The sequence below is a fragment of the Oscillatoria sp. FACHB-1407 genome, assembly GCF_014697545.1.
Taxonomy (GTDB): Bacteria; Cyanobacteriota; Cyanobacteriia; order Elainellales; family Elainellaceae; genus FACHB-1407.
The window spans coordinates 36,560-59,385 of the sequence record NZ_JACJSA010000019.1 but is presented as its reverse complement, the minus strand read 5'-3'; the positions used below and the strand labels follow the sequence as shown (position 1 = coordinate 59,385).

18 protein-coding genes are annotated in these 22,826 nt (G+C 47.1%); 12 read left to right on the top strand and 6 right to left on the bottom strand.

Features of this window, described 5'->3' with window-relative positions:
• Window positions 1–152: 152 nt before the first annotated feature.
• The 6 genes from queF (at window position 153) to H6G89_RS25225 (ending at window position 7,941) form a co-directional block, all read left to right on the top strand.
• Complete coding sequence (gene queF, locus H6G89_RS25250) at window positions 153–590, top strand: preQ(1) synthase (protein ID WP_190511727.1); 438 nt, start codon at window positions 153–155, stop codon at window positions 588–590.
• Window positions 587–2,356: an ABC transporter substrate-binding protein gene (locus H6G89_RS25245; protein WP_190511725.1), complete on the top strand. Its 1,770-nt coding sequence runs from the start codon at window positions 587–589 to the stop codon at window positions 2,354–2,356. Before queF ends, H6G89_RS25245 begins: the two co-directional genes overlap by 4 nt.
• Before the next feature lie 243 nt (window positions 2,357–2,599).
• On the top strand, window positions 2,600–4,378 hold the full coding sequence (locus H6G89_RS25240) for an ABC transporter substrate-binding protein (RefSeq protein ID WP_190511724.1): 1,779 nt from the start codon (window positions 2,600–2,602) through the stop codon (window positions 4,376–4,378).
• 401 nt (window positions 4,379–4,779) lie between these two features.
• Window positions 4,780–6,567 (top strand): ABC transporter substrate-binding protein, encoded by a 1,788-nt coding sequence (locus H6G89_RS25235; RefSeq protein ID WP_190511722.1) that lies wholly within the window; start codon window positions 4,780–4,782, stop codon window positions 6,565–6,567.
• A 118-nt stretch (window positions 6,568–6,685) separates the two neighbouring features.
• Entirely contained in the window at window positions 6,686–7,480 is a 795-nt protein-coding gene (gene larB / locus H6G89_RS25230) for a nickel pincer cofactor biosynthesis protein LarB (RefSeq protein ID WP_190511720.1), read from the top strand.
• 62 nt (window positions 7,481–7,542) lie between these two features.
• The gene (locus H6G89_RS25225; RefSeq protein WP_190511712.1) at window positions 7,543–7,941 is read left to right on the top strand and encodes a histidine kinase; all 399 of its coding nucleotides are present in this window, start codon (window positions 7,543–7,545) and stop codon (window positions 7,939–7,941) included.
• Between the two features lie 7 nt (window positions 7,942–7,948).
• Here H6G89_RS25225 and H6G89_RS25220 read toward each other — a convergent pair whose 3' ends face one another.
• The 6 genes from H6G89_RS25220 to H6G89_RS25195 all read right to left on the bottom strand — a co-directional run bounded on the left by H6G89_RS25220 (window position 7,949) and on the right by H6G89_RS25195 (window position 14,353).
• Entirely contained in the window at window positions 7,949–8,812 is an 864-nt protein-coding gene (locus H6G89_RS25220; RefSeq protein WP_190511710.1) for a glycoside hydrolase family 108 protein, read from the bottom strand.
• Between the two features lie 102 nt (window positions 8,813–8,914).
• Window positions 8,915–9,781 carry a glycoside hydrolase family 108 protein gene (locus tag H6G89_RS25215; RefSeq protein WP_190511708.1) on the bottom strand — a complete coding sequence of 289 codons (867 nt, stop codon included), beginning with the start codon at window positions 9,779–9,781 and terminating at the stop codon, window positions 8,915–8,917.
• 286 nt (window positions 9,782–10,067) lie between these two features.
• A complete protein-coding gene (gene argJ / locus H6G89_RS25210; RefSeq protein ID WP_190511706.1) occupies window positions 10,068–11,309 on the bottom strand; it encodes a bifunctional ornithine acetyltransferase/N-acetylglutamate synthase in 1,242 nt (413 codons plus the stop codon).
• An 85-nt stretch (window positions 11,310–11,394) separates the two neighbouring features.
• On the bottom strand, window positions 11,395–11,814 hold the full coding sequence (locus tag H6G89_RS25205; RefSeq protein ID WP_190511704.1) for a peptidylprolyl isomerase: 420 nt from the start codon (window positions 11,812–11,814) through the stop codon (window positions 11,395–11,397).
• 188 nt (window positions 11,815–12,002) lie between these two features.
• Window positions 12,003–12,206 carry a hypothetical protein gene (locus H6G89_RS25200; protein WP_190511702.1) on the bottom strand — a complete coding sequence of 68 codons (204 nt, stop codon included), beginning with the start codon at window positions 12,204–12,206 and terminating at the stop codon, window positions 12,003–12,005.
• A 404-nt stretch (window positions 12,207–12,610) separates the two neighbouring features.
• Window positions 12,611–14,353: a hypothetical protein gene (locus H6G89_RS25195; protein WP_190511700.1), complete on the bottom strand. Its 1,743-nt coding sequence runs from the start codon at window positions 14,351–14,353 to the stop codon at window positions 12,611–12,613.
• A 1,338-nt stretch (window positions 14,354–15,691) separates the two neighbouring features.
• Here H6G89_RS25195 and H6G89_RS25190 point away from each other — a divergent pair.
• The 6 genes from H6G89_RS25190 to H6G89_RS25165 all read left to right on the top strand — a co-directional run bounded on the left by H6G89_RS25190 (window position 15,692) and on the right by H6G89_RS25165 (window position 22,818).
• Window positions 15,692–16,678, top strand: a complete 987-nt coding sequence (locus tag H6G89_RS25190) for a glycosyltransferase family 2 protein (RefSeq protein WP_441339452.1) — start codon at window positions 15,692–15,694, stop codon at window positions 16,676–16,678.
• A gap of 685 nt (window positions 16,679–17,363) precedes the next feature.
• On the top strand, window positions 17,364–18,005 hold the full coding sequence (locus tag H6G89_RS25185; RefSeq protein WP_190511697.1) for a TVP38/TMEM64 family protein: 642 nt from the start codon (window positions 17,364–17,366) through the stop codon (window positions 18,003–18,005).
• A 229-nt stretch (window positions 18,006–18,234) separates the two neighbouring features.
• Window positions 18,235–18,687, top strand: coding sequence for a photosystem II protein PsbQ (psbQ, locus tag H6G89_RS25180; RefSeq protein ID WP_190511689.1), 453 nt, complete (start codon window positions 18,235–18,237; stop codon window positions 18,685–18,687).
• A 12-nt stretch (window positions 18,688–18,699) separates the two neighbouring features.
• Complete coding sequence (locus H6G89_RS25175) at window positions 18,700–19,812, top strand: NAD(P)/FAD-dependent oxidoreductase (protein WP_190511687.1); 1,113 nt, start codon at window positions 18,700–18,702, stop codon at window positions 19,810–19,812.
• Between the two features lie 426 nt (window positions 19,813–20,238).
• Window positions 20,239–22,065, top strand: a complete 1,827-nt coding sequence (locus H6G89_RS25170) for a WG repeat-containing protein (protein ID WP_190511685.1) — start codon at window positions 20,239–20,241, stop codon at window positions 22,063–22,065.
• Between the two features lie 138 nt (window positions 22,066–22,203).
• On the top strand, window positions 22,204–22,818 hold the full coding sequence (locus H6G89_RS25165; RefSeq protein ID WP_190511683.1) for a site-2 protease family protein: 615 nt from the start codon (window positions 22,204–22,206) through the stop codon (window positions 22,816–22,818).
• The last annotated feature ends 8 nt before the right edge of the window (window positions 22,819–22,826 follow it).

Below are 22,826 nucleotides of genomic sequence, written 5' to 3'. Positions count from 1 at the left end.
CAATAGTTGAGATTATGAAATCGCAACCCATTTTTGTCAAAGAAATCGCCACAAAACTCAAGATTTTTCCACAGCAGAAGTCTCGTTAGACTGAACTAGAGTGGAGTGTCTGTTGATTTGCTCCGTCCATTTAAGTCATCTAATTTCCTTCCATGAGTCAATCATTTTTATCTGAGAATTTGACAGTTGAGCCATCCCTTGAATCATCTACTGAAGTGAAATATGGTGAGCGCCAAATTGCCGAGGGTCAGTTAATCACATTTCCCAATCCCCGCATTGGGCGACGCTATACCATCGATATTTCGTTGCCCGAATTCACCTGTAAGTGCCCTTTTTCCGGTTATCCAGACTTCGCCACGATCGCCATCCGCTATGTCCCCAACGAAAAAGTGGTGGAGCTAAAAGCTATCAAGCTCTACATCAACAGCTATCGCGATCGCTACATCTCCCATGAGGAGTCGGTCAACCAGATTTTGGATGACTTTGTGGCAGCGTGCGACCCGCTAGAAGTGACGATTAAGGGCGATTTTGCTCCCCGTGGCAACGTGCATACCGTGATCGAAGTTCACCACCGGAAGGATGAGGTATGAGACGACGGGCAACGTGGTTTGGGGTAATTGGGGCGTTGTTGATTGGAGTGGCGATCGCCCTGACTGGGTGTAACCCACTGTTGTTGAGAACGGAAGCCGCTCAGGTGCCCCGCTTGCTCTTGAGCGTTGTCAGCGACCCCAAAACCTTCAACTATGTGCTCAACTCCGAATCGCCCAACGTGTTTGGCTACATCTACGAGGGCTTGATCGTGGAGGATGGGGTGACGGGTGAAATTCAGCCTGCGCTGGCGGAGTCGTGGGAGATCTCGCCGGATAACAAGCGGATTGTTGTCACCCTCAAACCCAATTTGCGCTGGTCAGATGGGGAACCGCTGACCGTCGAGGATGTGGTGTTTACCTACAACGATCTCTACTTCAATGAGGCGATTCCCAGTTCGATTCGGGATGTGCTGCGCATTGGAGAAGGGGGTGCGTTGCCGCAAGTGCGACAGGTGGGCGATCGTCAAGTTGAGTTCTCGGTTCCCGAACCCTTTGCTCCGCTCTTACGCAATTTGGGACTCGCGATTCTGCCTGCCCATGCCTTGCGTGAGTCGGTGGAAACCAAAGACAGCCAGGGTGATCCGTTGTTCATTTCCACCTGGACGACGGGCACTGACCCCAGAGAAATCATCGGGAACGGTGCCTATGTCTTAGCGAGTTATCAACCCAGTCAGCGGGTCGTCTTCGAGCGAAATCCTTATTACTGGCGAAGCGACAACCAGGGCAATGCCCAACCTTATATTGATCAGGTGGTTTGGCAAATTGTCGAGTCTACCGATGCGTCGCTAATGCAGTTTCGCTCCGGTGGGCTGGACGTGTTGAGCATCACACCCGACCTGTTTGCCCTGTTAAAGCGAGAGGAGGAACGGGGCAACTTTACCCTCTATGAAGGGGGGCCCGCCGCAGGCACTAATTTCATCGCCTTTAATCTCAATCAGGGTCGTCGTAATGGCAAACCTCTGGTTGACCCGATCAAATCACGCTGGTTCAACACGTTGGAATTTCGGCAGGCAGTGGCTCATGCCATCGATCGCCAACGCATGGTCAACAACACCTTTCAGGGATTGGCTCAACTGCAAAACTCGCCGATATCGGTGCAAAGTCCCTATTACCTGCCACCCGAAGAGGGCTTGCCCGTCTACGACTACGACCCGGAGCGATCGCGCCAACTCCTCGTCTCTGCTGGATTTCAGTACAACACCGTTGGGCAACTGCTGGATGCCGATGGCAATCTGGTTCGATTCACCCTGATCACCAACGCTGGAAACAAAGTGCGGGAGTCAATGGGAGCACAGGTCAAACAAGACCTGGCAAAAATCGGCATTCAAGTTGATTTTGAGCCGATCGCCTTCAACACCCTGCTGAACAAACTGGGCAATACCGTCGATTGGGAGTGTTATCTGCTGGGCTTTACCGGAGGCATTGAACCCAACTCTGGGGCAAATGTGTGGCTCCCCAATGGGCGATCGCACCGCTTTAACCAGGCAGCCCAACCCGGACAACCGCCAATTGAGGGACGTGTCGTCTCCGATTGGGAACAGCGTATTGCCGATCTCTACATTCAAGGAGCTAAAACCCTGGATGAAACTCAGCGCAAAGCCATTTATGCCGAAAGCCAGCGCATCACCCAGGAAAACCTGCCCTTTATCTATCTGGTGAATCCCCTGTCACTTGCTGCCGTGCGCGATCGCCTCAGTCCTATCAAATTCTCGGCTCTCAATGGACCACTCTGGAACATTCATGAGCTAGAGCTAGAGGAAGAATGAAGAACGAAGAACGAAAGAAGCAGGCAAATTGGGTGTGAGCAGAGTTAAACGCAGGTAGAAGGCAGAACTCAGTAGAATGATTTTTATCGATCGCAAATCAGTCAGTCCTTTCTTCTTACTTCTCTTCCTCCCTTCATCCTGCTTCGTTTTATCCTTTATCCTTCATCGTTTATCCTTTTTTCCTCCTCGTTTTATCCTTTTTTTCCTCTTCTTTCTTCTTTTTTCCTTCTTCCCTCTTTACTTATGTTTCTGTTACGACGATTCATTCTCGGTTTACTGGTGATGGCGATCGCCCTGAGTGGGTGCAGCCTCGACCAATTTAGGACAAGTGCCGCGCAAGTGCCGCGCATTGTTGTTAGCTCGCTCAGTGACCCTTCGACCTTTAACCCTGTAACGAATGCAGGTGCCAATGATGTGTTGGCTTACATTTACGAGGGGTTGCTAACCACTAACGGGGTTACGGGCGATCTGGAGCCGGGAATTGCGGAATCGTGGGAAATTTCAGATGATGATCTCACCATCACGTTTACCTTGAGGGAAGGGTTGCAGTGGTCTGATGGGGAGCCTCTAACCATCGATGATGTGCTGTTTAGCTTTAACGATGTCGTCTTCAATCCCAAAATTCCCAGTAGCGTGCAGGACATCATGCGGGTTGGAGAAGCCGGAGCGTTTCCCCAGGTTCGTAAGCTGGACGATCGCCGATTAGAGGTGCGATCGCCCGAACCCTTTGCCCCACTATTACGCTTTGCGGGTGGGCTTGAGATTTTGCCAAAACACAAGCTGCAAGAGACGATTACCAGCACGGACTCGGAGGGCAATCCTCGTTTTCTAGCCGTGTTAGGAACCGATACCCCACTCGATCAGGTAGTTGTAAGTGGCCCTTACCGCATCGTTAGCTACTTGCCCAGCCAGCGAATTATCCTGGAACGCAATCCCTATTACTGGCGACGTGATGCAGCAGGCAATCCTCAGCCCTATATTCAGCAGGTGGTCATGCAGATCATTCAAGAAGATGCTGCATCGCTGACTCAATTTCGCTCAGGTTCGCTCGATGTAGAGGGCATTACCCCCGATTATTTCCGTCTGTTGAAGCGGGAGGAGGAACGGGGTAATTTCACCATTTACGAGGGGGGACCGGCGTTGACTACGTCGTTCATCACTTTTAACCTCAATCAGGCAACCCGCAATGGTAGACCCCTGGTTGATCCAGTGAAGTCCCGTTGGTTCAATACCCTGGAGTTTCGGCAGGCAGTTGCCCATGCGATCGATCGCCAAACCATGATCAACAACATCTATCAAGGATTGGGGCAGCCTCAAAACTCGCAGATGTATGTGCAAAGCCCCTTCTATTTGTCGCCCGAAGAGGGGTTGCCTGTGTATGACTACAATCTCGATAAGGCGAGAGAACTGCTCACCAGCGCAGGCTTTAAGCGCAACTCCGCCGGACAACTCACAGACGCTGAAGGGAATCGAGTCCGGTTTACCCTGATCACCAACGCTGAGAACCCAACCCGTGCGGCACTGGGCGCACAGATCAAACGAGATTTAGGCGAACTGGGAATGCAGGTTGATTTTGAACCGATCGCCTTTAATACCCTGATTCGTCGCGCCGATGACACACTTGATTGGGAGGCGATGATTCTGGGAATTGGGGGTGCGCCCTTTGAGCCGGATGGCGGCAAAAATACCTGGTCACCTGACGGACGCCTGCATATGTTCAACCAGTCTCCGGGACAGGGACAGGAGCCGATCGAGGGGCGAGTGGTTGCCGATTGGGAGCGAGAGATTTACCGCCTTTATGTGCAAGCGGGACAAGAGTTTGACCCTGCAAAACGCAAAGAACTCTATGGCGAAGCTCAAAAAATTGCTCAGCAAAATCTGCCGTTTATCTATCTGGTGAATCCGCTGGCACTTGTCGCAGTTCGCAATAAGATTCAAGGCATCAAGTACTCAGCGGCGGGGGGGCCCATCTGGAACCTGTACGAGCTGCAACTGGTAGAAGGGGAAAGGATAGAAGGATGAAGGATGAAGGGTGAAGGGTGAAGGGTGAAGGGTGAAGGATAAAGGATGAGAGGAAAGAGAGAAGAAGGGAAGAGAGAAGAGGGTTGTTTGATCAATGGCGTAGATGAGCAAAGGGTTGAGTTGAATGATTTAACGTAGCTCTTTTCTATGTTCCGATCTCCTTACTAACTCAGTCCCATCAACCACTGACTATCAACTATTGACCATTGACCACTGACCATTGACCACTGACTATTGACTCCTGACCCCTCACCACTGACCATTAACTATCAACTATTGACCACTGACCATTGACCATTAACTATCAACTATTGACCATTGACCATTGACCGTTCGGCTGAGCACTCACGGCGAAGCCATTGACCATTGACCATTGACCACTGACTATTGACTGTTCCTTAATGGCAAAACGCTTACTACTACTCGGTTTGATGCTGGTGATGGCGATCGCTCTCGTAAGCTGTCGCCTCTCAACCGTGAGTGGTCAGGGCATTCGATCGCAGTTGGTCTTGACCACACTTCAAGATCCCAAAACCTTTAATCCGGCGTTGAACCAGGAATTCCCAAATGTGTTCATGTTCACCACGAGGGGGCTAACCGCTGAGAGTGGAGAGACGGGAGAGGTTGTTCCAGAACTGGCGGAATCGTGGGAGTTTTTGGGCGATCGCCGTTTGGTGTTTACGCTGCGATCGGGGCTGAAATGGTCGGATGGGACGCCACTCACCGCTGAAGATGTGGTGTTTACCTACCGGGATGTGATCTTTAACGAGAAGATTCCCATCGACGATCGCGACGGTTTTCGCGTTGGAGAAGCGGGAGTGTTGCCAGAGGTGCGCCAACTCAGCGATCGCCAGGTTGAATTCGTCCTGCCCGAACCCTTTGCACCCATTGTTCGGGCAACAGCGGCGGGTGCCACTGGCATTGGTATTCTCCCCAAACATGCGCTTCAAGATGCAGTGAAAACGCTCGATTCCAGTGGCAATCCACTGTTTAACTCCACCTGGGGAACCGATACCGACCCTACAAAGCTTGTGGTGAACGGTCCCTATCAGGTCGAACAATATCGCCCTGGTGAACGCATTGTCTTTCGGCGCAACCCCCATTACTGGCGACGCGATAGCTATGGGCAACCCCTTCCCTATGTCGATCGCATTGTCTGGCAACTATCTGAGTCAACCGATACCCAGTTATTGCAGTTTCGTTCTGGCGATCTGGATGTCGTAGGGGATGTGCGCCCCCTCCGTCCTGAATACTTCTCGTTGCTCAAGCGGGAAGAGAAGCGGGGTAAGTTTCAGATTTTGATTGGTGGACCCTGGTCGGGCACGACGTTCATCAGCTTCAACCTGAATCAGGCTAAAAACGATAAGGGGCAACCCTTTGTCGATCCGATCAAGTCCCGCTGGTTCAATACCCTGGAGTTTCGGCAAGCGATCGCCCACGCCATCGATCGCCCCCGCATGATCACCAATCTCTATCGCGGTATTAGCCAACCCCAGGACTCGCCGATCTCGGTGCAAAGCCCCTATTACCTCTCCCCAGAACAGGGCTTAAAAACCTACGATTATGATCTGGATAAGGCACGTCAATTGCTGTTGTCTGCGGGATTTCAATACAACGCCGCTGGTGAATTGTTGGATGCTGAGGGAAATCGTGTCCGTTTTACCCTCAACACTAATGCGGGCAACGAGCTACGAGAGGCGATCGGGGCGCAGATCAAAACCGACTTGAGCAAAATCGGCGTCCAGGTAGACTTCAGCCCGATCGCTTTTCAAACCTTGATTGGTCGCCTGGTCAATTCTCGTGATTGGGATTGTGCCCTCATCGGTTTTACCGGCGGTGTGGAACCCCACTCTGGAGCAAATTTGTGGACGAGTGGCGGCGGATTTCATCTGTTTAATCTCGGCCCGCAACCGGGGCAACCTCCGATCACAGATTGGGTCGTCTCCGACTGGGAACGCCAGATCGACCAACTGTTTAAGGCTGGGGCACGCGAACTGGACGAAGCCAAACGCCGCGACATTTATGGTGATTACCAACGCATTGCCCAGGAGCAACTGCCCGTGATTCACCTGGTTCACGAGATTGCCCTAGTTGCCGTGCGCGATCGCGTCCAGGGATTGAAATACTCCGGTTTGCCTACCTGGGGCTTGTGGAACATTCAAGAGATTAGAGTAGAGAATGAAGGCTAAAGGATGAAGGCTAAAGGATAAAAAATAATACCAATCAAAATTCAAATCCTATTCGTCCACCCATCTCCACATTCATCCTTTAGCCTTCACCCTTTATCGTTTATCCTTTTTTTCCTCCGTGACTCAACCCGATACTCTCCGTTACTTACTCAATGCTGTGGCTCAGGGTGAAGTCAGCCCAGACACGGCTCTCGAAAAGCTCAAACACTTTGACTTTGAACCCGTTGGTGACTTCGCAAAAATCGACAACCATCGATCGCTGAGAACGGGCTTTCCAGAGGTGATCTGGGGTCCCGGTAAAACCCCTGAGCAAATCATTCAAATCATGGGGGCGATGCGAGAACGCAACCCAGTGGTGATGGCAACGCGGATTACCCCAGAGGTTTATGCCCAGCTTCAACCACGCGTGCGCGACCTGCGCTATTACGACATGGCACGCATCTGTGCGATCGCCCCCTATTCCCTCACGCCCCAGCATCCTGGCACGATTACCCTGCTTTCCGCAGGCACCGCTGATCTGGCGGTCGCAGAAGAAGCCGCAGTCACGGCTGAGTTATCTGGCTTTCAGGTCAAACGACTGTGGGATGTTGGTGTAGCCGGGATTCACCGCTTGCTCAACAATCGACACTTGATCCAAACAGCCGATGTGTTAATTGTCGTGGCAGGCATGGAGGGAGCCTTACCCAGTGTGGTTGCTGGACTGGCAGATTGCCCGGTGATTGCCGTTCCTACCAGTGTGGGTTATGGAGCAAACTTTAGTGGATTGGCACCCCTGCTGACGATGCTCAACTCCTGTGCTGCCGGGATTGGTGTTGTCAATATCGACAATGGCTTTGGGGCAGCGGTTCTGGCAGGACAAATCTTACGAACGGCAAATCGGCTCCAATCTGAGATCCCGGTTGAAGGAACCTGATAAGCTGAGGATCGTTGGATTTACATCCATCTAAAGTTAGGCGATCGCCACATTCAATTGCTATGCCTGCCATCTCCTATCACATCATCGTCGAAGGGAATCCTGCCATTATCTATGCCAGTCGCAATGGTAGCCCCGAAAAAGTATTGCCTACCCTCAATCGATTTTTAGAGAAGTTTTGGCAAGAGCGCGATACCTCTGGTGAGACCGACGACACGCCGGAGTGCTTAGTGGCTCAGATCATTGTGCGATTTGGCTTTGAGATTTGCGAAGATGATTTCTCAAACCTGAGAGTAGGTATCCACTTCAACCCCAATGCCCAATATCTCTACGTGATTTCGGGCGATCGCACTCTCACCACCTGGGTTCCAGAGGCAGCCTACAAAGCTGATCCTACGCTGGGCTTAAGTGCCTGTCAGCCACTCAACTCTAACCCTATCCAGATAGCGACCCCCCACTAAAACGCCACTAGGAAATGTTGGAGATATAGCGCAACAAATCGTTATCCCGGTTCAACCAACCGTTCAAAAAGACTCGTTGGCTATTGTCCTGGCTGACTCGGCGATAGCGGTAGTCAATGCGGGCTTGGCAATAGCGTCGTGCGGTTGCCGAGTTGTTGGCTCGGCTCAAGGCATCCCGCGTCATTGGACCATAGGAACCATCTACGGTGAGTCCCAATACCTCCTGTAGAAACATCGTGGAGCCTCTGACCCCAAAATTAACCGCTGTGTCAAAGTGGACGATCGCCAATGCCCGCGTTTTCAAATCACAGTTGGCTGGTCGCCAATACATATCCAAATAGATCTCATGCACCTCAGCATCAGTGATATAGCGAACACTTTGATTGGGGAGTCCCTTCCTGCGGCGATAGCTGGCATAGGTGGAGGCGGTCACTCCTTTATTCGTCTCACCGCCGATATCATTGGGGTGGTTGACATAGCCCCCTTCCCACCGCAACGAAAACCGCAAGGCTTCATTAAAAATGTTGCCGGAGGGTTGAGGGGTGGGAGTCGGAGTCGGACGAGGGGGAGTGGGCGTTGGGATAGGGCGAGGAGGGACAGGACTGGGAGTCGGGACAGGGGTAGACACGCCAACCGAACTAATGATGAACCGAGCCACTCTTGGAGAAATTTCTCCAGGTCTAAAGCCATATCGCTGCACAAACGCTTGAAAGGCGGTGTCAGTGCTTTGATTCCACACTCCATCGGCTCTGCCAGCCGTGAAGCCCATCTGGTTCAATGCCATTTGTACCGATTGAATCAACGCACGGTTATTACGAATGGCACTGATGGGATAAACAGTTTGTCCTTTGGCGATCGTCTGTAAATCCATAACTCAATGGGAAGTAGAGAGCTGGGAATGAGGAAAGAAACAATAAATGAGGGGTTTGTAGAAACGAAGGGTTTGTAGGATGCCAATAGCGGCGCATCGAGATCATGCCATGTTTGAGATGTATCGCAATAACGCTTCGTCTCGGTTTAGCCACCCCTGTAGAAAGTCATTCTGACTGGGATTCTGTTTGACCCGTTGATAGCGATAGTCAATTCTTGCCTGACAATAGCGTCGTGCCGTTGCGGCGTTGTTAGCTCGGCTCACAGCCTCCCGCGTTATCGGGCCATAACCTCCATCTGCTCTGAGTCCCAACACTTCCTGTAGGAATATAGTAGAGCCCCCGACTCCAAAATTAACTGCTGTATCAAAATGGACGATCGCCAGTGCTCGTGTCTTCAAGTCACAGTTGGCAGGTCGCCAATACATATCCCGATAAATCTCATAGACCTCTGCATCGGTGATGTAGCGAACGCTTTGATTGGAAAGCCCTTTGCTGCGGCGATAACTGGCATAGGTGGATGCTGTAACGCCCTTGTTGGTTTCGCCCCCAATGTCATTGGGATGGTTCACATAGCCCCCTTCCCAGCGCAACGAAAACTTGAGTGCCTCCCCAAAGATATCGCCAGAGGGTTGAGGGGTTGGATTGGGTCGAGGGGGTTGAGGGGTTGGGGTTGGATTAGGTCGAGGAGGCGCGGGATTCGTGGTCGGAGTGGGTGGCACTGTGACCCCAACCGAATCGACAATGAACCGGGCAACCCGTGGGGAAATCTCTCCAGGTTTAAAGCCATACCGTTGCACAAAGGCTTGAAATGCTGTGTCAGTGCCTTGCCCCCAGACTCCATCTGCCCTGCCGACGGTAAAACCCATTTGATTGAGAGACATTTGCACTGATTGAATTAAGGCGCGGTTGTTGCGGATTGCGCTGATGGGGTAGATGGTTTGTCCTTTAGCAATCGTTTGAAGATTCATAAGTGAAAGGGAAGTCGGAAGGATAAGGAGGAGAGAAGAGGGAAAAAAGAAGGGGAAAAGAAGAAAAGAGGCGGGTTTGGAAGAGATGGATTCACTGCGGTGATTTTGGTGGGTTAGCTTGCCATGGATACGCAAGCAAGTGAAATGGGTAACAAACACGTTTTAACAGCCTGAATGACCGCTGCTGACTAGCTCTTCACTCTCCACGCTTCACTCTTCATTCTTTTATTTTTCTCTCTTCATTCTTCTCCTACATCACCCAAGCTTGCTATTCCTGGGTAGACCATCAGGTGGTGTATTCCGCGTTGATTTTGACGTAGTCATAGCTGAGGTCACAGCCCCAGGCAATGCCTGAACCGGGACCTTGTCCCAAACTGACGGACACTAAAACAGTGTCAGTTTTGAGATATTCGCCTTGGGAAGCTTGTTTAAGATAAGCACTGGCAGCAGGGCGATCGAACGCTAAGGGTTGACCATGTTCCATCAACACAAAATCACCCAGTTGTACCCGTAGGTTGTTCTGGTCAAAGGGTACTCCTGCTCGACCGGCAGCGGCAGCAATCCTGCCCCAATTGGGATCACGCCCAAACACGGCTGACTTAAACAGGGCTGATCCGGCAATTGTACGAGCGACCTGACGAGCAGAGGCATCATCAGCTGCCCCAGAGACTCGCACTTCGATCAGACAGGTGGCACCTTCTCCATCGCGGGCGATCGCCTTTGCCAGGTGCATACACACCTCGGTTAGCATTGCCTCTAATTTATCGGCATCTGCGCCAGCGTCGGTAATGGCTGGGGTACGCGATTGTCCATTGGCGAGAGCTAACAGCGTATCGTTGGTGCTGGTATCACCATCGACCGTGATTTGGTTAAAGCTCTTGTCCGCCGCTCGCCGCACCATGTCTTGCCAGAGGTGGGGTGAGATTGCCGCGTCACAAGTGACAAATGCCAACATCGTTGCCATGTTCGGGTGAATCATGCCAGAGCCTTTGCTGATCCCACCGATCCGCACAGGGCGACCATCCATTGTGGTCTCCAGCGCAATGCTTTTGGTGACTAAATCGGTAGTGATGATGGCTTTCGCTGCTTCGTCAGAACCCTGGTCACTTGCCGCAGCAACCAACTTGGGGATGCCCGCTTTCAAAGCGTCCATTTTGATCCGCTGTCCGATCACTCCGGTGGAAGCAACCAAAACCGAATCCGCTGAGATGCCCAATGCCTCTGCTAAAACTTGAGCACTTTCGATCGCGTCTGCCCATCCCTGAGCACCTGTTGCCGCATTTGCCTGCCCTGCATTGCAGAGAATGGCTTGAGCACTGCCCTTGGCTTGTAACCGCTGCCGACAATAATCGACACAAGCGGCTTTGACCTGGCTCGTAGTAAAAACCCCAGCGGCGATCGCCTCTACATCCGACACAATCAATGCTAAATCTGGTGCCCCTGAAGGTTTCAAGCCAGCAGCAATACCTGCTGCTCGATATCCCTTAGGAGCCGTCACCCCACCCGACACTTCCTGCCAATTTGCCATTGTCAATTTCTCAACCCACGTTCACTCACACGTAACGGTGGTGTTCAACTCCCCCATCAGGGGAATAGTTTCCCATCAGAAACCCTTACGCTTCGATCTTTACAGAGAGAATTTTATCCCCCTTCCGAATTGCATTAACAACATCCATATCTTGGGTTTGCCCAAAGGTGGTGTGGACTCCGTCGAGATGAGGTTGAGGGGAATGGCAAATAAAGAACTGGCTGCCACCTGTGTCCTTACCTGCGTGAGCCATCGACAGCGTTCCAGCTACGTGCTTGTTTTGATTAATTTCGCATTTAATTTTGTAACCGGGGCCACCTGTACCAGTGCCGTAAGGGCATCCCCCTTGAATCATAAAATTGGGGATCACTCGGTGGAAGGTCAATCCGTCATAAAACCCCTTCTCAGCCAGGCTGACAAAGTTTTTAACAGTATTGGGAGCATCTTCATCAAACAAATCGAGATGAATAGTGCCTTTTTCGGTTTCCATAATCGCTCGAGTCATGATTGCTCCTTCTCACAAACGTGAAGCCTAGTGTACGTCAATCTTTTATGCAAAGCACTGCTTTGTAACTTACCGTAAGTCCTAACTTGCCTAAAGGGCGTCCCCCTTTCGGAAAACGCCCCACATTTAAAAATCATTCAATTTTTGTCAAGGGAACCCACCTGCATCCAATAGCTTAGTGCAGTTGACTAGCTCAGAGAAACATGGCTGCGATCGTAATCTTTAGCAAAGGTTGGATGGGGTTTACCTTGAATGTGATTCCAATAGTGAGATGCTTCTGCTGCATCCATGCCAACCTCAGCCGCAACGCGACTTAGCATGGACTGCTGACGATTTTTGATCATGTGGTGATGACGCATCATTAAAGCACGAGCTTGATCTTGAGTAGACATAGTGAGGGTTCTCCGAAAAACTATATGAAAAATTCGTTCTTTAGTTAATATAACAAAAAAATCTGTAGCAAAGACTACAAAATGGATCTCATTACAAAAATTAACGATATTTCTTATTTAGAGCCATGACGATAAAGATTACGTTGTCAATCAGTTAGCTACAGACTGGACTAAATTCACTCATGCGTCTTTAAATCTCTAATTTGCGAAAAACTGCATTTATTAGGGTTGCGATCGCAAGCTGAGTCAAACTAGTACCAGTAGAATCTAGCCGGGGTATTGTCGTCAAATACTCCTGTGCGAACCACAAGCATAACTGCATAGTTATCTGAGTTAAAGACAGCTATGAATGAACTTTTTGAGGCTCTAGAGCAGAAAAATGATTTGTTGTATTGTTTAAGATTCTAATTTTTCACTAAGACGTAAATGTCTTTATCTGAAAGCTCGCGAAGGTTAGATAAAAATAATAAGAGTCTTTCTATACTTGAAAACTCAGGTTGATAGTGAAATAGAAGATTGAATCCTACTTCATAGTTCTGCAAAACATCCCTCACCGTTCTTCCTTGGTCTGGCATAATCACGACCAAATTGCCAGACTTTAACTCCTCAGCTTCGTAACATCCGTAACGCTTTATGCAAGTCTCTCCCTTGAGAGTGATTATTTTCAAAGGTATGTTAGTCTGCTCTGAAATAACCAAATTGTGGTAATTTTCGGGGAGTAGGGCTACCCCTTTATAATCAAGATAAACAGCTACTTCATTTACCTGATAGCTGCGAGTAGATGGAAAGAAAATTTCGGTGTTATCGGCAACTTCATCAGGTTGATAACTCCTGAGAAAACTAGCAAGCTGAACTCGACCATCCCATTCTTTTTTTAGATTTAGAATATAAGCTGAAGAGAAACTAAGATTGTTGAAAAATATCACACAAGCAAGGGCTCCTATTATTAATAGAGCTAATCTCTTTCTTTGATGTTTGATTATCTTATGGACTACCCAGCCAATATACAGGATGCTGATGAAATCAACAGGAGCCATATAATACCAACTATTCAGTCGGAGCTTAACATAAGCGAGAAAATATAGAATGGCACCGATTGCAAGAGGATCCCAAAAAGTATTTATCGACCTCTTTCTAATACTTAGAATAATTACTCTAAAAAAGAGAACTGAAATCAATATTGATAGCAAAGGATCTGCTTTGATGTAGCTTACAAAAACGTCTAATTCTGTTATGTTGACATTTCTTTCGGCATTGTAACTAGTTTCAACGCTTGGCAGAATAAAAACTAAGTATAGTAGCAGAAAAATGAATGACAATATTAATAGAGAAAAATCCATCCACTGGCGACGAATGAAGTGATATAGATTTATGCGGTTTCTATTCTGTCTTTCACGCAAAAGTGCTAAAGCCAGACGTAAAATTGAAAAACTACTGATCAGAATGAATACAGGTTCTTTGTAGTAAAGGGAAAATTGAGCTGCTATCAAAGCCACGCAAAGGGTAAAACGAGGTTTAGATCTTTCCCAACGTTGTATAGATAGCACAAAAATTGCTAACCAAAAAATAATATTTCTCTCAGGATAAATAAGATCAAAATAAACCTTTACAAAACTTGGAGTAGCTATCAGCAATAGCACCATGAAAGTGCTCTGAATTGGATTAAAATCCCAAGAGATTAAAAATAAACAGATTAATACTACTAAGAGTTGTAGGATAGATACTGAGAAGTAAATAATGGGCTCTTTCCCAAAGAGACTAACAAAGTTAAACTCTTGAAATCCCAGAGGCCAAAATCGCCCTGATCTCTCCCAGATTGGCATACTGTAAAGCTTATCTCTCACCGTATAGAGTGTAATTTGGCTATAATCATTTCCGGCAAAATCAGCATTATATAGAATCAAATAAGTGTAAAAAATGAATATAGTGAAAAGAACTACAGGTAAAAGATAAACCTTGACACGATATTTCCAGGATGTTTGTTTGTCATTATCAATATCAATCTCTTGGATAGATAAACTCAGGTCTCTGTAACCTCTATATACATTAGTGATGCCATATATCACGGGAATGATTAGAGTGATTAACCATATGAAGAGAAAAGCTATTTCTTTTTTAGAGTATGCAAAAAAAATAAGGTCTGGCATTTCCCTTGTCTCTTTGAGAACTGAATTTCAGAGATTGACTTGACTACGAAAAATTTATAATTTTTCTGGAAAATACGGAAGGTTCTTCTCCCCCAACCGTTGTTTCTTCTAAATTGAATTGATGATTCAAGCAAATCAATAGTTCAATGTTAGAAGTATTAAAAAACTCAAACTGAATCAAGGTGTACACCACAGAGCTTTATAAAGCTACTGCTAAATAAGGATCAGTAGCTTTTCACATGCACCTCGAAGTAAATCTGGTAGCTACCCTAATATACTCAGAATTTTTTCTATTACAGGAAAAATTTACAAGTTACAGTTTTGCTTAACTTATGTATCTAAGTTCAGAGTGAGGAGTAACACTGCATTCCGCATTGCTAATAGGCAGCTTCGTACCATACGCAACAAAGATTCTGCAAGTTGAAGTCTCACTCGAGGAAGCTAGAAGTACAACCAATCTAGTTTGAGTGAGGCTGTTTTCCATCTTGCGCGATTGCGCTGCGCTGGTGATAAGGTAGCGGCAGAGTATTAAAGAATCGGCACTGAGCAAGTGATTGGGATAGTATTTTGCCCCTACTCAGGAGAAATTTAAGTAAAGTAGATGGATTCTCTCGATGAGAATTGTATAAACTTTGCTTCTACACAGTTGACATATCATTTTTTTTTAATTAAGAAAGATATATTCTGAGTTGACTCGATTGTAAAAATAATCGTCATTTTAGTAGGTAGACAATTTACTTGAATTTTGAATATGTGCAATGAGTTGAATTAAGGTTAAACCTTTTATATCAATTTGAGTAAAGCATAGATCCTGAGAAGTTTTACCTATTAAGCATTTTGACGATTGTTAGATGAGATTATTTGTGTGCATCTGAGTAGTAAGTTTTTTGGACTGTTTGCTTCTTATTAACTAACAAGTTTAATAATTCTGAAGGTTTTACAGCATAAAGCTCTTTACAAAGGCAATCTTAAGTTTTAAAGCATTTAGTATCAATTGATCCTCTAGCTTCCTTTTTGATAAGGAAGAACAGAAAACTTCATTAAAAATCAACTTTAAAGGGGTTAGTTTAACCCAGGGATTGAACGTTTAGCTATAGCTAACTAATTATAGGTAAGTACTGAAATAAAGCTGCGTTACAGCAATTCTATTTGATTAATGAGTAAAGACTAGGAAAAGCATCGTTTGTCATTCGCACTTAATCAGGCACAAATAACAGAGCATTTTTTCAGTCGATTTAAGCTGCTACCAGTGATTTTGATGTTAAAGATTTGATGTTTTACTCTCAATTCAAAGTGTAAACATACCTTCTCTCATTACGAGAACTAAATTCACCTATGATGACCAATTCATCGCCCATCGAAATCTCAATTGTTATCCCATTCTACAATGAAGAGCCTAATATTGATTACCTGTTTGAGCGACTGCTAACTGTTTTAGATAGTTTGGAAATAAGTTATGAAATTGTCTGTGTTAATGATGGCAGCAGAGATAACACGTTAAACCATTTAATTAAGCATCATCATCAAAACCCTGCCATCAAAGTTGTTAACCTCTCACGAAATTTTGGTAAAGAAATTGCGCTAAGCGCAGGGCTAGACCATGCATATGGTGCTGCTGTCATTCCCATTGATGCTGATTTGCAAGATCCACCAGAACTTATTAAAAACCTCATTGAAAAATGGCGTGAAGGGTATGATGTTGTGTACGCTACACGACAATCTCGGCAGGGAGAGAGCTGGGTGAAGCGATTGACTGCAAATGCGTTTTATCGGGTGATGAGTTTTGCGACTCCTATTCCAATGCCTCGGAATACTGGAGATTTTCGTTTACTGGATCGACGAGTTGTAGATGCATTAAAGCATGTCCCTGAGAGAACCCGTTTCATGAAAGGTTTGTTTACCTGGGTAGGCTTTAAACAAACTTCTGTAATGTTTGATAGAACACCCCGTTATAAAGGTTCAACTAAATGGAACTATTGGAAATTGTGGAATTTTGCTGTAGGTGGAATTGTATCGTTTAGCGTTAGACCACTAAAGATCTGGAGTTATGTTGGATTGATTTTATCTTTCTTAGCTTTTCTGTATGCCCTAGTACTTATTCTGCAAACGGTAATACATGGTGTAGATATACCAGGGTATGCCTCTGTTATGGTAACAGTGCTATTTCTAGGAGGAATTCAACTCATTTCTCTTGGAATTATTGGGGAATATCTTGCACGAGTTTATGAGGAGTCAAAAGGGCGTCCACTTTATCTAGTTCGGGAAAAATATGGATTTAAGGAGATCGATGAAACAACCTCCCGTGAAAGAACAACTTGTGTTTAGGCGTTGCCTAGATTCTACATCTTTGTATTATTTAGTTTTCATGAAAATTATTCAGCAATTTTTGAAGAACTATGTTAGCCAGTTCAAATGCTTATAGAGATTTTGTAATAACTGCTTTACTGCTAAGCATTTTTTAGATTTGCAGCTGAATGAAAAGTTTTCCTCGCTAATGAGTTTTGTATCACTAAGGATTTCTGGTCTTACGATAAGAAAAATTGGTCTTTAAAGGAGCTTTAAAGATTGATATTTCTGTCACAAACTTGAGGCAGTATTAGTGAATTAAAAATAAATCCGATTCAATATTTTTTGAAAAAGATATTTATTTACCCTTAGTTTTTTATTAATGCGATTTTGAATGCAACTGTTTGGTGCTTCTGTTGTAATCAATCGCAGCTTATGAGTTGTTTTTAATTTACTAGCAATCCCTTGTATTTATTGTCCCTATGAAGAACTATTCAAATCATCAACTATTGGTTTGATAGCGATCGCCTTAATTTCAATATCCTCCCATATACACTGTGTATACTCAGGAGGCAAAATTCTCCTTCTTATCCTATGAGAACATCTTTCGTATAGTGGGGCATGTGAGTTTTTGTGAGCAAAACTGAGTAAATTGTTTGAATTAGTTCCTGCTCATGATGAAGGTGAGTTTTGATCTGTGAAGCAGTAGAGGAGCGTATTATTCTTGAACTCCAAAATTGGAATTCTATTACTTTTGGCAGTTTGCGTTGCCGTAACTGTTGTTGCTGCTCATGAATTAGGAAGATTGGATCAAGCCCAAATTCAAGCTTGGTTAAAGCAGGCAGGTGTATGGGCACCCCTTGGTTACGTCCTGCTTTACGTTCTAGGGACGTTGTTGATGCTGCCCTCGACCCCCCTTAATCTTACTGGCGGTGCCCTCTTTGGTGTTTGGTGGGGAACTCTGTGGACGAGCATTGCTGCCATCATTGCTGCGATCGCTGCCTTTGCCTTTACCCGTACCCTCGGACGAGAGGCGATCGCGAAACGGTTTACTGGACGCTGGCAAACCCTCGACACCGAAATTCGTCAAGGTGGCGTGTTTTATATGTTTGCGGTTCGGTTACTGCCACTGCTCCCCTATGGACTCGTCAACTTTACGGCTGGGCTGACCTCAATTCGCTTTCAAGATTATTTGATTGGTACTGCTCTGGGCACCGTACCGGGAATTCTTCCCTTTGTGATGTTGGGAGCCGGATTACGAGCCATGACACGTGGTGACATTGTGCCCTTGATGCTTGCCTCTGGAATGTTAGGCATTCTTGTGGGGTTTACTACCTGGTATCGGAGAAGGAAGGGTAGGGAGTAAGGAATGGGGTGAAAAATAACGGCTGATCATTGACCACTGACTATTGACTATTGGCCGCTGACCATTGACTAATCATCTTTCCTTTTTCTCTCTTCATTTTTCTTCAGTTTCTCTCAAAAGCGACAGGCGATCGCAGTCGATATACGATATATTTCTTTACGAAGAAGATCATCTTCCTGGCTACTAACCCAAAACCCATAGAGACTCAGCATTTAGCGAGATAGACTCCATGATGAAATATCGGTCTGTTTTAAGTGTCATTCTGGCTGCGATCGCCGTATTTTTAGTCAGTTGCAGCAATCCCACGTCCACAGCCAAAGCACCGACCTATACCCCTCAACAACTGGAGCAGATTCAAGATTATCTGGCAGATGTTCAGGAGTTGCGCGATCGCCTCTTAGAGATCCCACCCCTGGTGCAAAAGGAGCGATGGGTTGATGTTCAGAGCTTTATTCATGGACCTTTAGGAGAATTGCGCTTCAAGATGGGTAAACTGGCACGTAGCCTCGAACCCAATACTCAGAAACAGGCGTTAGCAGCGGCTCAAGAGGTGTTTGAGCATTTGATTTTGATTGATGAGGCGACTCAAACCCGTGATAGTCGTAAGGCGTTTAAGAACTACAATGAGGCACTCAAAGACATTGATGCCTTTCTAACGTTGGCACCTCAGCCTAGTGCTTAACTGGAGCCATTGGTGAGCCGAGTTGCCGTCATTGGTTGTGGGGTCGTTGGGGCAGCGATCGCCTATGAGTTGAGTCAGGTGCCTGAGCTACAGGTTACGGTATTCGATCGGCAACCTCCGGCTCAGGCATCGACTGGGGCGGCTTTGGGCGTCCTCATGGGCATTATTAGCCACAAAGTTAAAGGCAATGCCTGGGATCTGCGTCGCCGTAGTATGCGGCGATACGAAACCCTGATCCCAGAGTTAGAAGGAAAGACAGGAAACACCATTCCCTTTAATCGACAGGGGATCGTGTTGCTTTGTTTTGAGGGAGATGACCTACAATCCTGGCAGCACCTTGCCCAAACTCGTCATGACCAGGGCTATTCACTTGGCCTTTGGGACTTGGCTGAACTTCAAGTACGCTGTCCTCACATCCAAAATTCACGCCTCATTGGGGCGATTCACTCTCCGGGCGATCGCCAGCTTGACCCGACAGCGTTGACCCTGGCATTCGTGGAGGCGGCACGGCAAAACGGAGTGACGTTTGAATTCAACAATCCAGTTGAAAAGATAGAATCCTTACCCGATGAACCCATCCATCGCCTGTCAACGTCTGCTGGAGTCGTAGAAGCGGATTGGGTGGTGCTCTCCGCAGGCTTAGGCACAACCCCTTTAACTCAAGTAGCTTCGACTCCTGTCGAGATTCGTCCTGTCTTGGGGCAGGCAATCCGCATCAAAGTTTCTGAGATGTTGGGCGATCGCCATTTCCAGCCTGTGATCACGGGGGAAGATGTGCATCTCGTCCCTTTAGGTAACCGGGAGTATTGGGTTGGGGCGACCGTCGAGTTTCCCACAGATGCAGAGGTTAGGGCAGATCAGGCGCAGTTAGAAGCGGTATGGCAAAAAGCGATCGCCCTATGTCCTGCTTTAGCGACGGCAGAGCGACTACAAGCCTGGTCGGGGTTGCGCCCTCGTCCCCACAACCAACCTGCCCCAATCATCGCTCCTCTAGTGGGCTACAATCGTGTGCTTCTGGCAACGGGGCATTATCGCAACGGAGTTTTGTTAGCTCCTGCGACGGCTCAAACGGTTTGCAAAATGATCATGGATGCCATGGTCATGAATGAGGAATCAAAAACCTAATTTGTACAAGCTTTCATCGCCATCTTTCATCTCTTTTTTCTCTTCCTACTTTTTTATTTGACTTCACTTTTTCTTTGCTCCTGCTTGCCTAACCCTCACAGAATCTTGGCGATTTCCAGCGATTGAAGTGGGCATACTGAACTAGGGTGTAATCGCCTTAAAAGAAGTGAGTTGGATGAGGGGTGTTAAGCAATTTTGACAACCTCAAATGAAACCCCGGATAGGTGTGTAAAACGATGAATTTTTAATGAGACACCCTCATTTTGCTTGGCAGTTAGTGGTGCTGATTAAGACAGATGTCGTCTGCTTACACCGATTCATCAGGGATTTTTCAGAATTGTGGCTTTAGAGCGATTGGCTGCTGCCCAATTCGTTTGGGCAATTGCGTGATGAACCAAATGTCCCCCTTTGGAATTGAGGAAGTTAATGTTAGTAGGCGGACGTTACGAAACGATTCGAGAATTAGGGCGAGGCGGTGGATTCGGTAAAACCTACTTAGCAGAAGATACCTACCGTCGAGGACGGCCTAAATGTGTTGTTAAAAAAATTCAGCCGTTATCCAAAACACCATCTGTTCTGCAACAAGCAAGAGAGTTGTTTCAGGCCGAGGCTGAGGCACTGCACCAGTTAGGCAATTACGATCAAATTCCCAAACTATTTGATCATCTGGAGCAGGGCAACGACTTTTTCTTAGTGCAAGAACTGGTGGATGGGCATGATCTGCGGCAAGCCTTCACCCTGGGCGATCGCTGGGATGAAAAAAATCTAGTTTCCCTGCTGCGGGAAGTGCTGGAAATTCTGGCAATCGTTCACCAACACAACATCATCCATCAAGATGTCAAACCCCAAAATTTGATTCGTCGCTGGCTGGATAAAAAGCTTGTGCTGATTGACTTTAGCAGCATCAAAGCGATTCGGAGTTTGACGGTCACCCCTGACGGGGAGCCAATCATCACACAACCCATTGGCACTCCGGGCTATATTGCCAAAGAGCAGATGGAAGGGCAACCAAAACGCTGTAGTGATATCTATGCGGTGGGAATGATGGGCATTCAAGCCGTCACAGGTTATATGCCCAATCAACTGCCCCGTCATCCTGATACGCAGGAGGTGCAATGGCACGACTTGGCGCAGGTTACCCCTGAATTGACCGCCATCCTGGATAAGATGGTGCGCGTTGATCCGCAAGATCGCTATCAATCGGCGACTGAAGTGCTAGAGGCACTCCCCGCTCCTGTCATTGTGAGAGCGATCGCCATTCCTGAGGAGGAGTTGCCCGAAGAACCCAAACCCCCAAGCTATGACATCGTCATTAGCCCAAAATTTGCCTGGGTCAAAGATTTTTCTGAGGGGTTGGCTCCGGTCGTGGTAGAAGATTATCTGGGCTACATCGATGCCCACGGGGAATTTGTGATCCAACCAGAGCTTGACTTTGATTTAGCTAGCGGCTTTAGAGAAGGGGTGTATCAGTTCTCAGGTGGCTTGGCGCAACTACCGATCGCCTACAAATGGGGCTACATCGACCGTACCGGAAAATTAGCGATTCACCCCCGGTTTGATGGAGCAGAGTTATTTGCCAATGGCTTAGCACGGGTGGAGCTAAAGCAGTATTACGGCTACATCGATCCAACCGGAGAAATGGTCATTGAACCTCAATTTGAGAGTGCTGCTCAGGCATTTCATGAAGAGCTAGCAGGCGTTGAGATTGACCATAAATATGGATACATCAACAAATCCGGCAAAATTGTGATTCCCCCTCAATTTGATAGTGCTGATGCTTTCGGAGAAGGGTTAGCGCGGGTAACGCTCAACGATAAATACGGCTTCATCAATAAGGCTGGAGAACTGGTCATTCCAGCAGAGTTTGATGTTGCCCATACCTTCAACGAGGGGTTAGCTCGTGTTCGGATGGATGGTCGTTATGGTTACATCGATAAATCCGGCAAGCTTGTCATCGACCCTCAATTTGATGACACGTTTAGCTTTACAGAAGGGTTAGCCCTCGTCCGCAATGAGGAACACTATGGCTATATCAATCCATCTGGTGAAACCGTCATTGCCTTGCAATTTGAGGATGCCTACCCCTTTGCCTGTGGGTTAGCTGCTGTGCGGGTAGAAGGTCAGTGGGGATATATCAATAAAACTGGAGAGTTTGTGATTGAACCCCAATTTGAGGATGTGCGAGCTTTTCATGGCGATCGCGCAGCGATTAAATTGGGCAACCAGTGGGGCTATTTAGGCGTGAAACGGTAGAAAAAGAACTCTTTTTGCCTTAAATTTCCTTCTGAAATGGCATAAATCAGTTGAGTAGAGGAGATTAGTAAAAGAGAATAGCTCGGTTCGCTCAAGTGCTCGTTGGTAACCAATTCTGTCTGGGGTGAATTTCAAAATATGTTTTTCAGCGTTCTACTCGATGATCCCGTCCTCTTCCTGCGTGTTGTGATCATTGTCATTCTCTCGGTCACGCTCCATGAACTAGCTCACGGATTTGTAGCTGTAACTCAGGGGGATGACACACCCGAAAAGAGTGGTCACCTAACCCTCAATCCAGTGGTTCACATGGGTTGGGAATCCATTATCTTTTTGTGTGTCGCAGGCATTGCTTGGGGGCAGATGCCCGTTAACCCATCAAATTTCCGCATCCCCAAACTCAGCAATATCCTGGTTTCAGCGGCAGGTCCATTCCTCAACCTGAGCTTGGGGTTGCTGTTTATCGGACTCATGCGAATCATGGCTGATTCTTCGCAGGAATTGTTCAGCTTGGAATTCTTCTACCTGGCCGCTCGAATTAATCTGATTCTCTTTTTGTTTAACCTGTTGCCGATTCCCCCGTTAGACGGCTTTCATGTCCTGAGTGAGATCATCCCCGGACTAAAGCCATTACAAAACAGCCCATTTGGCTTCTTTGCAATGATGGTTTTGTTTTTGCTGCCAGGATTTGGAGCAGGGTTGGCAATGATTGCAGATGTAGCGATCGCCCGATTGAGTGGGCTACCTCTGATGTAACCTCATCT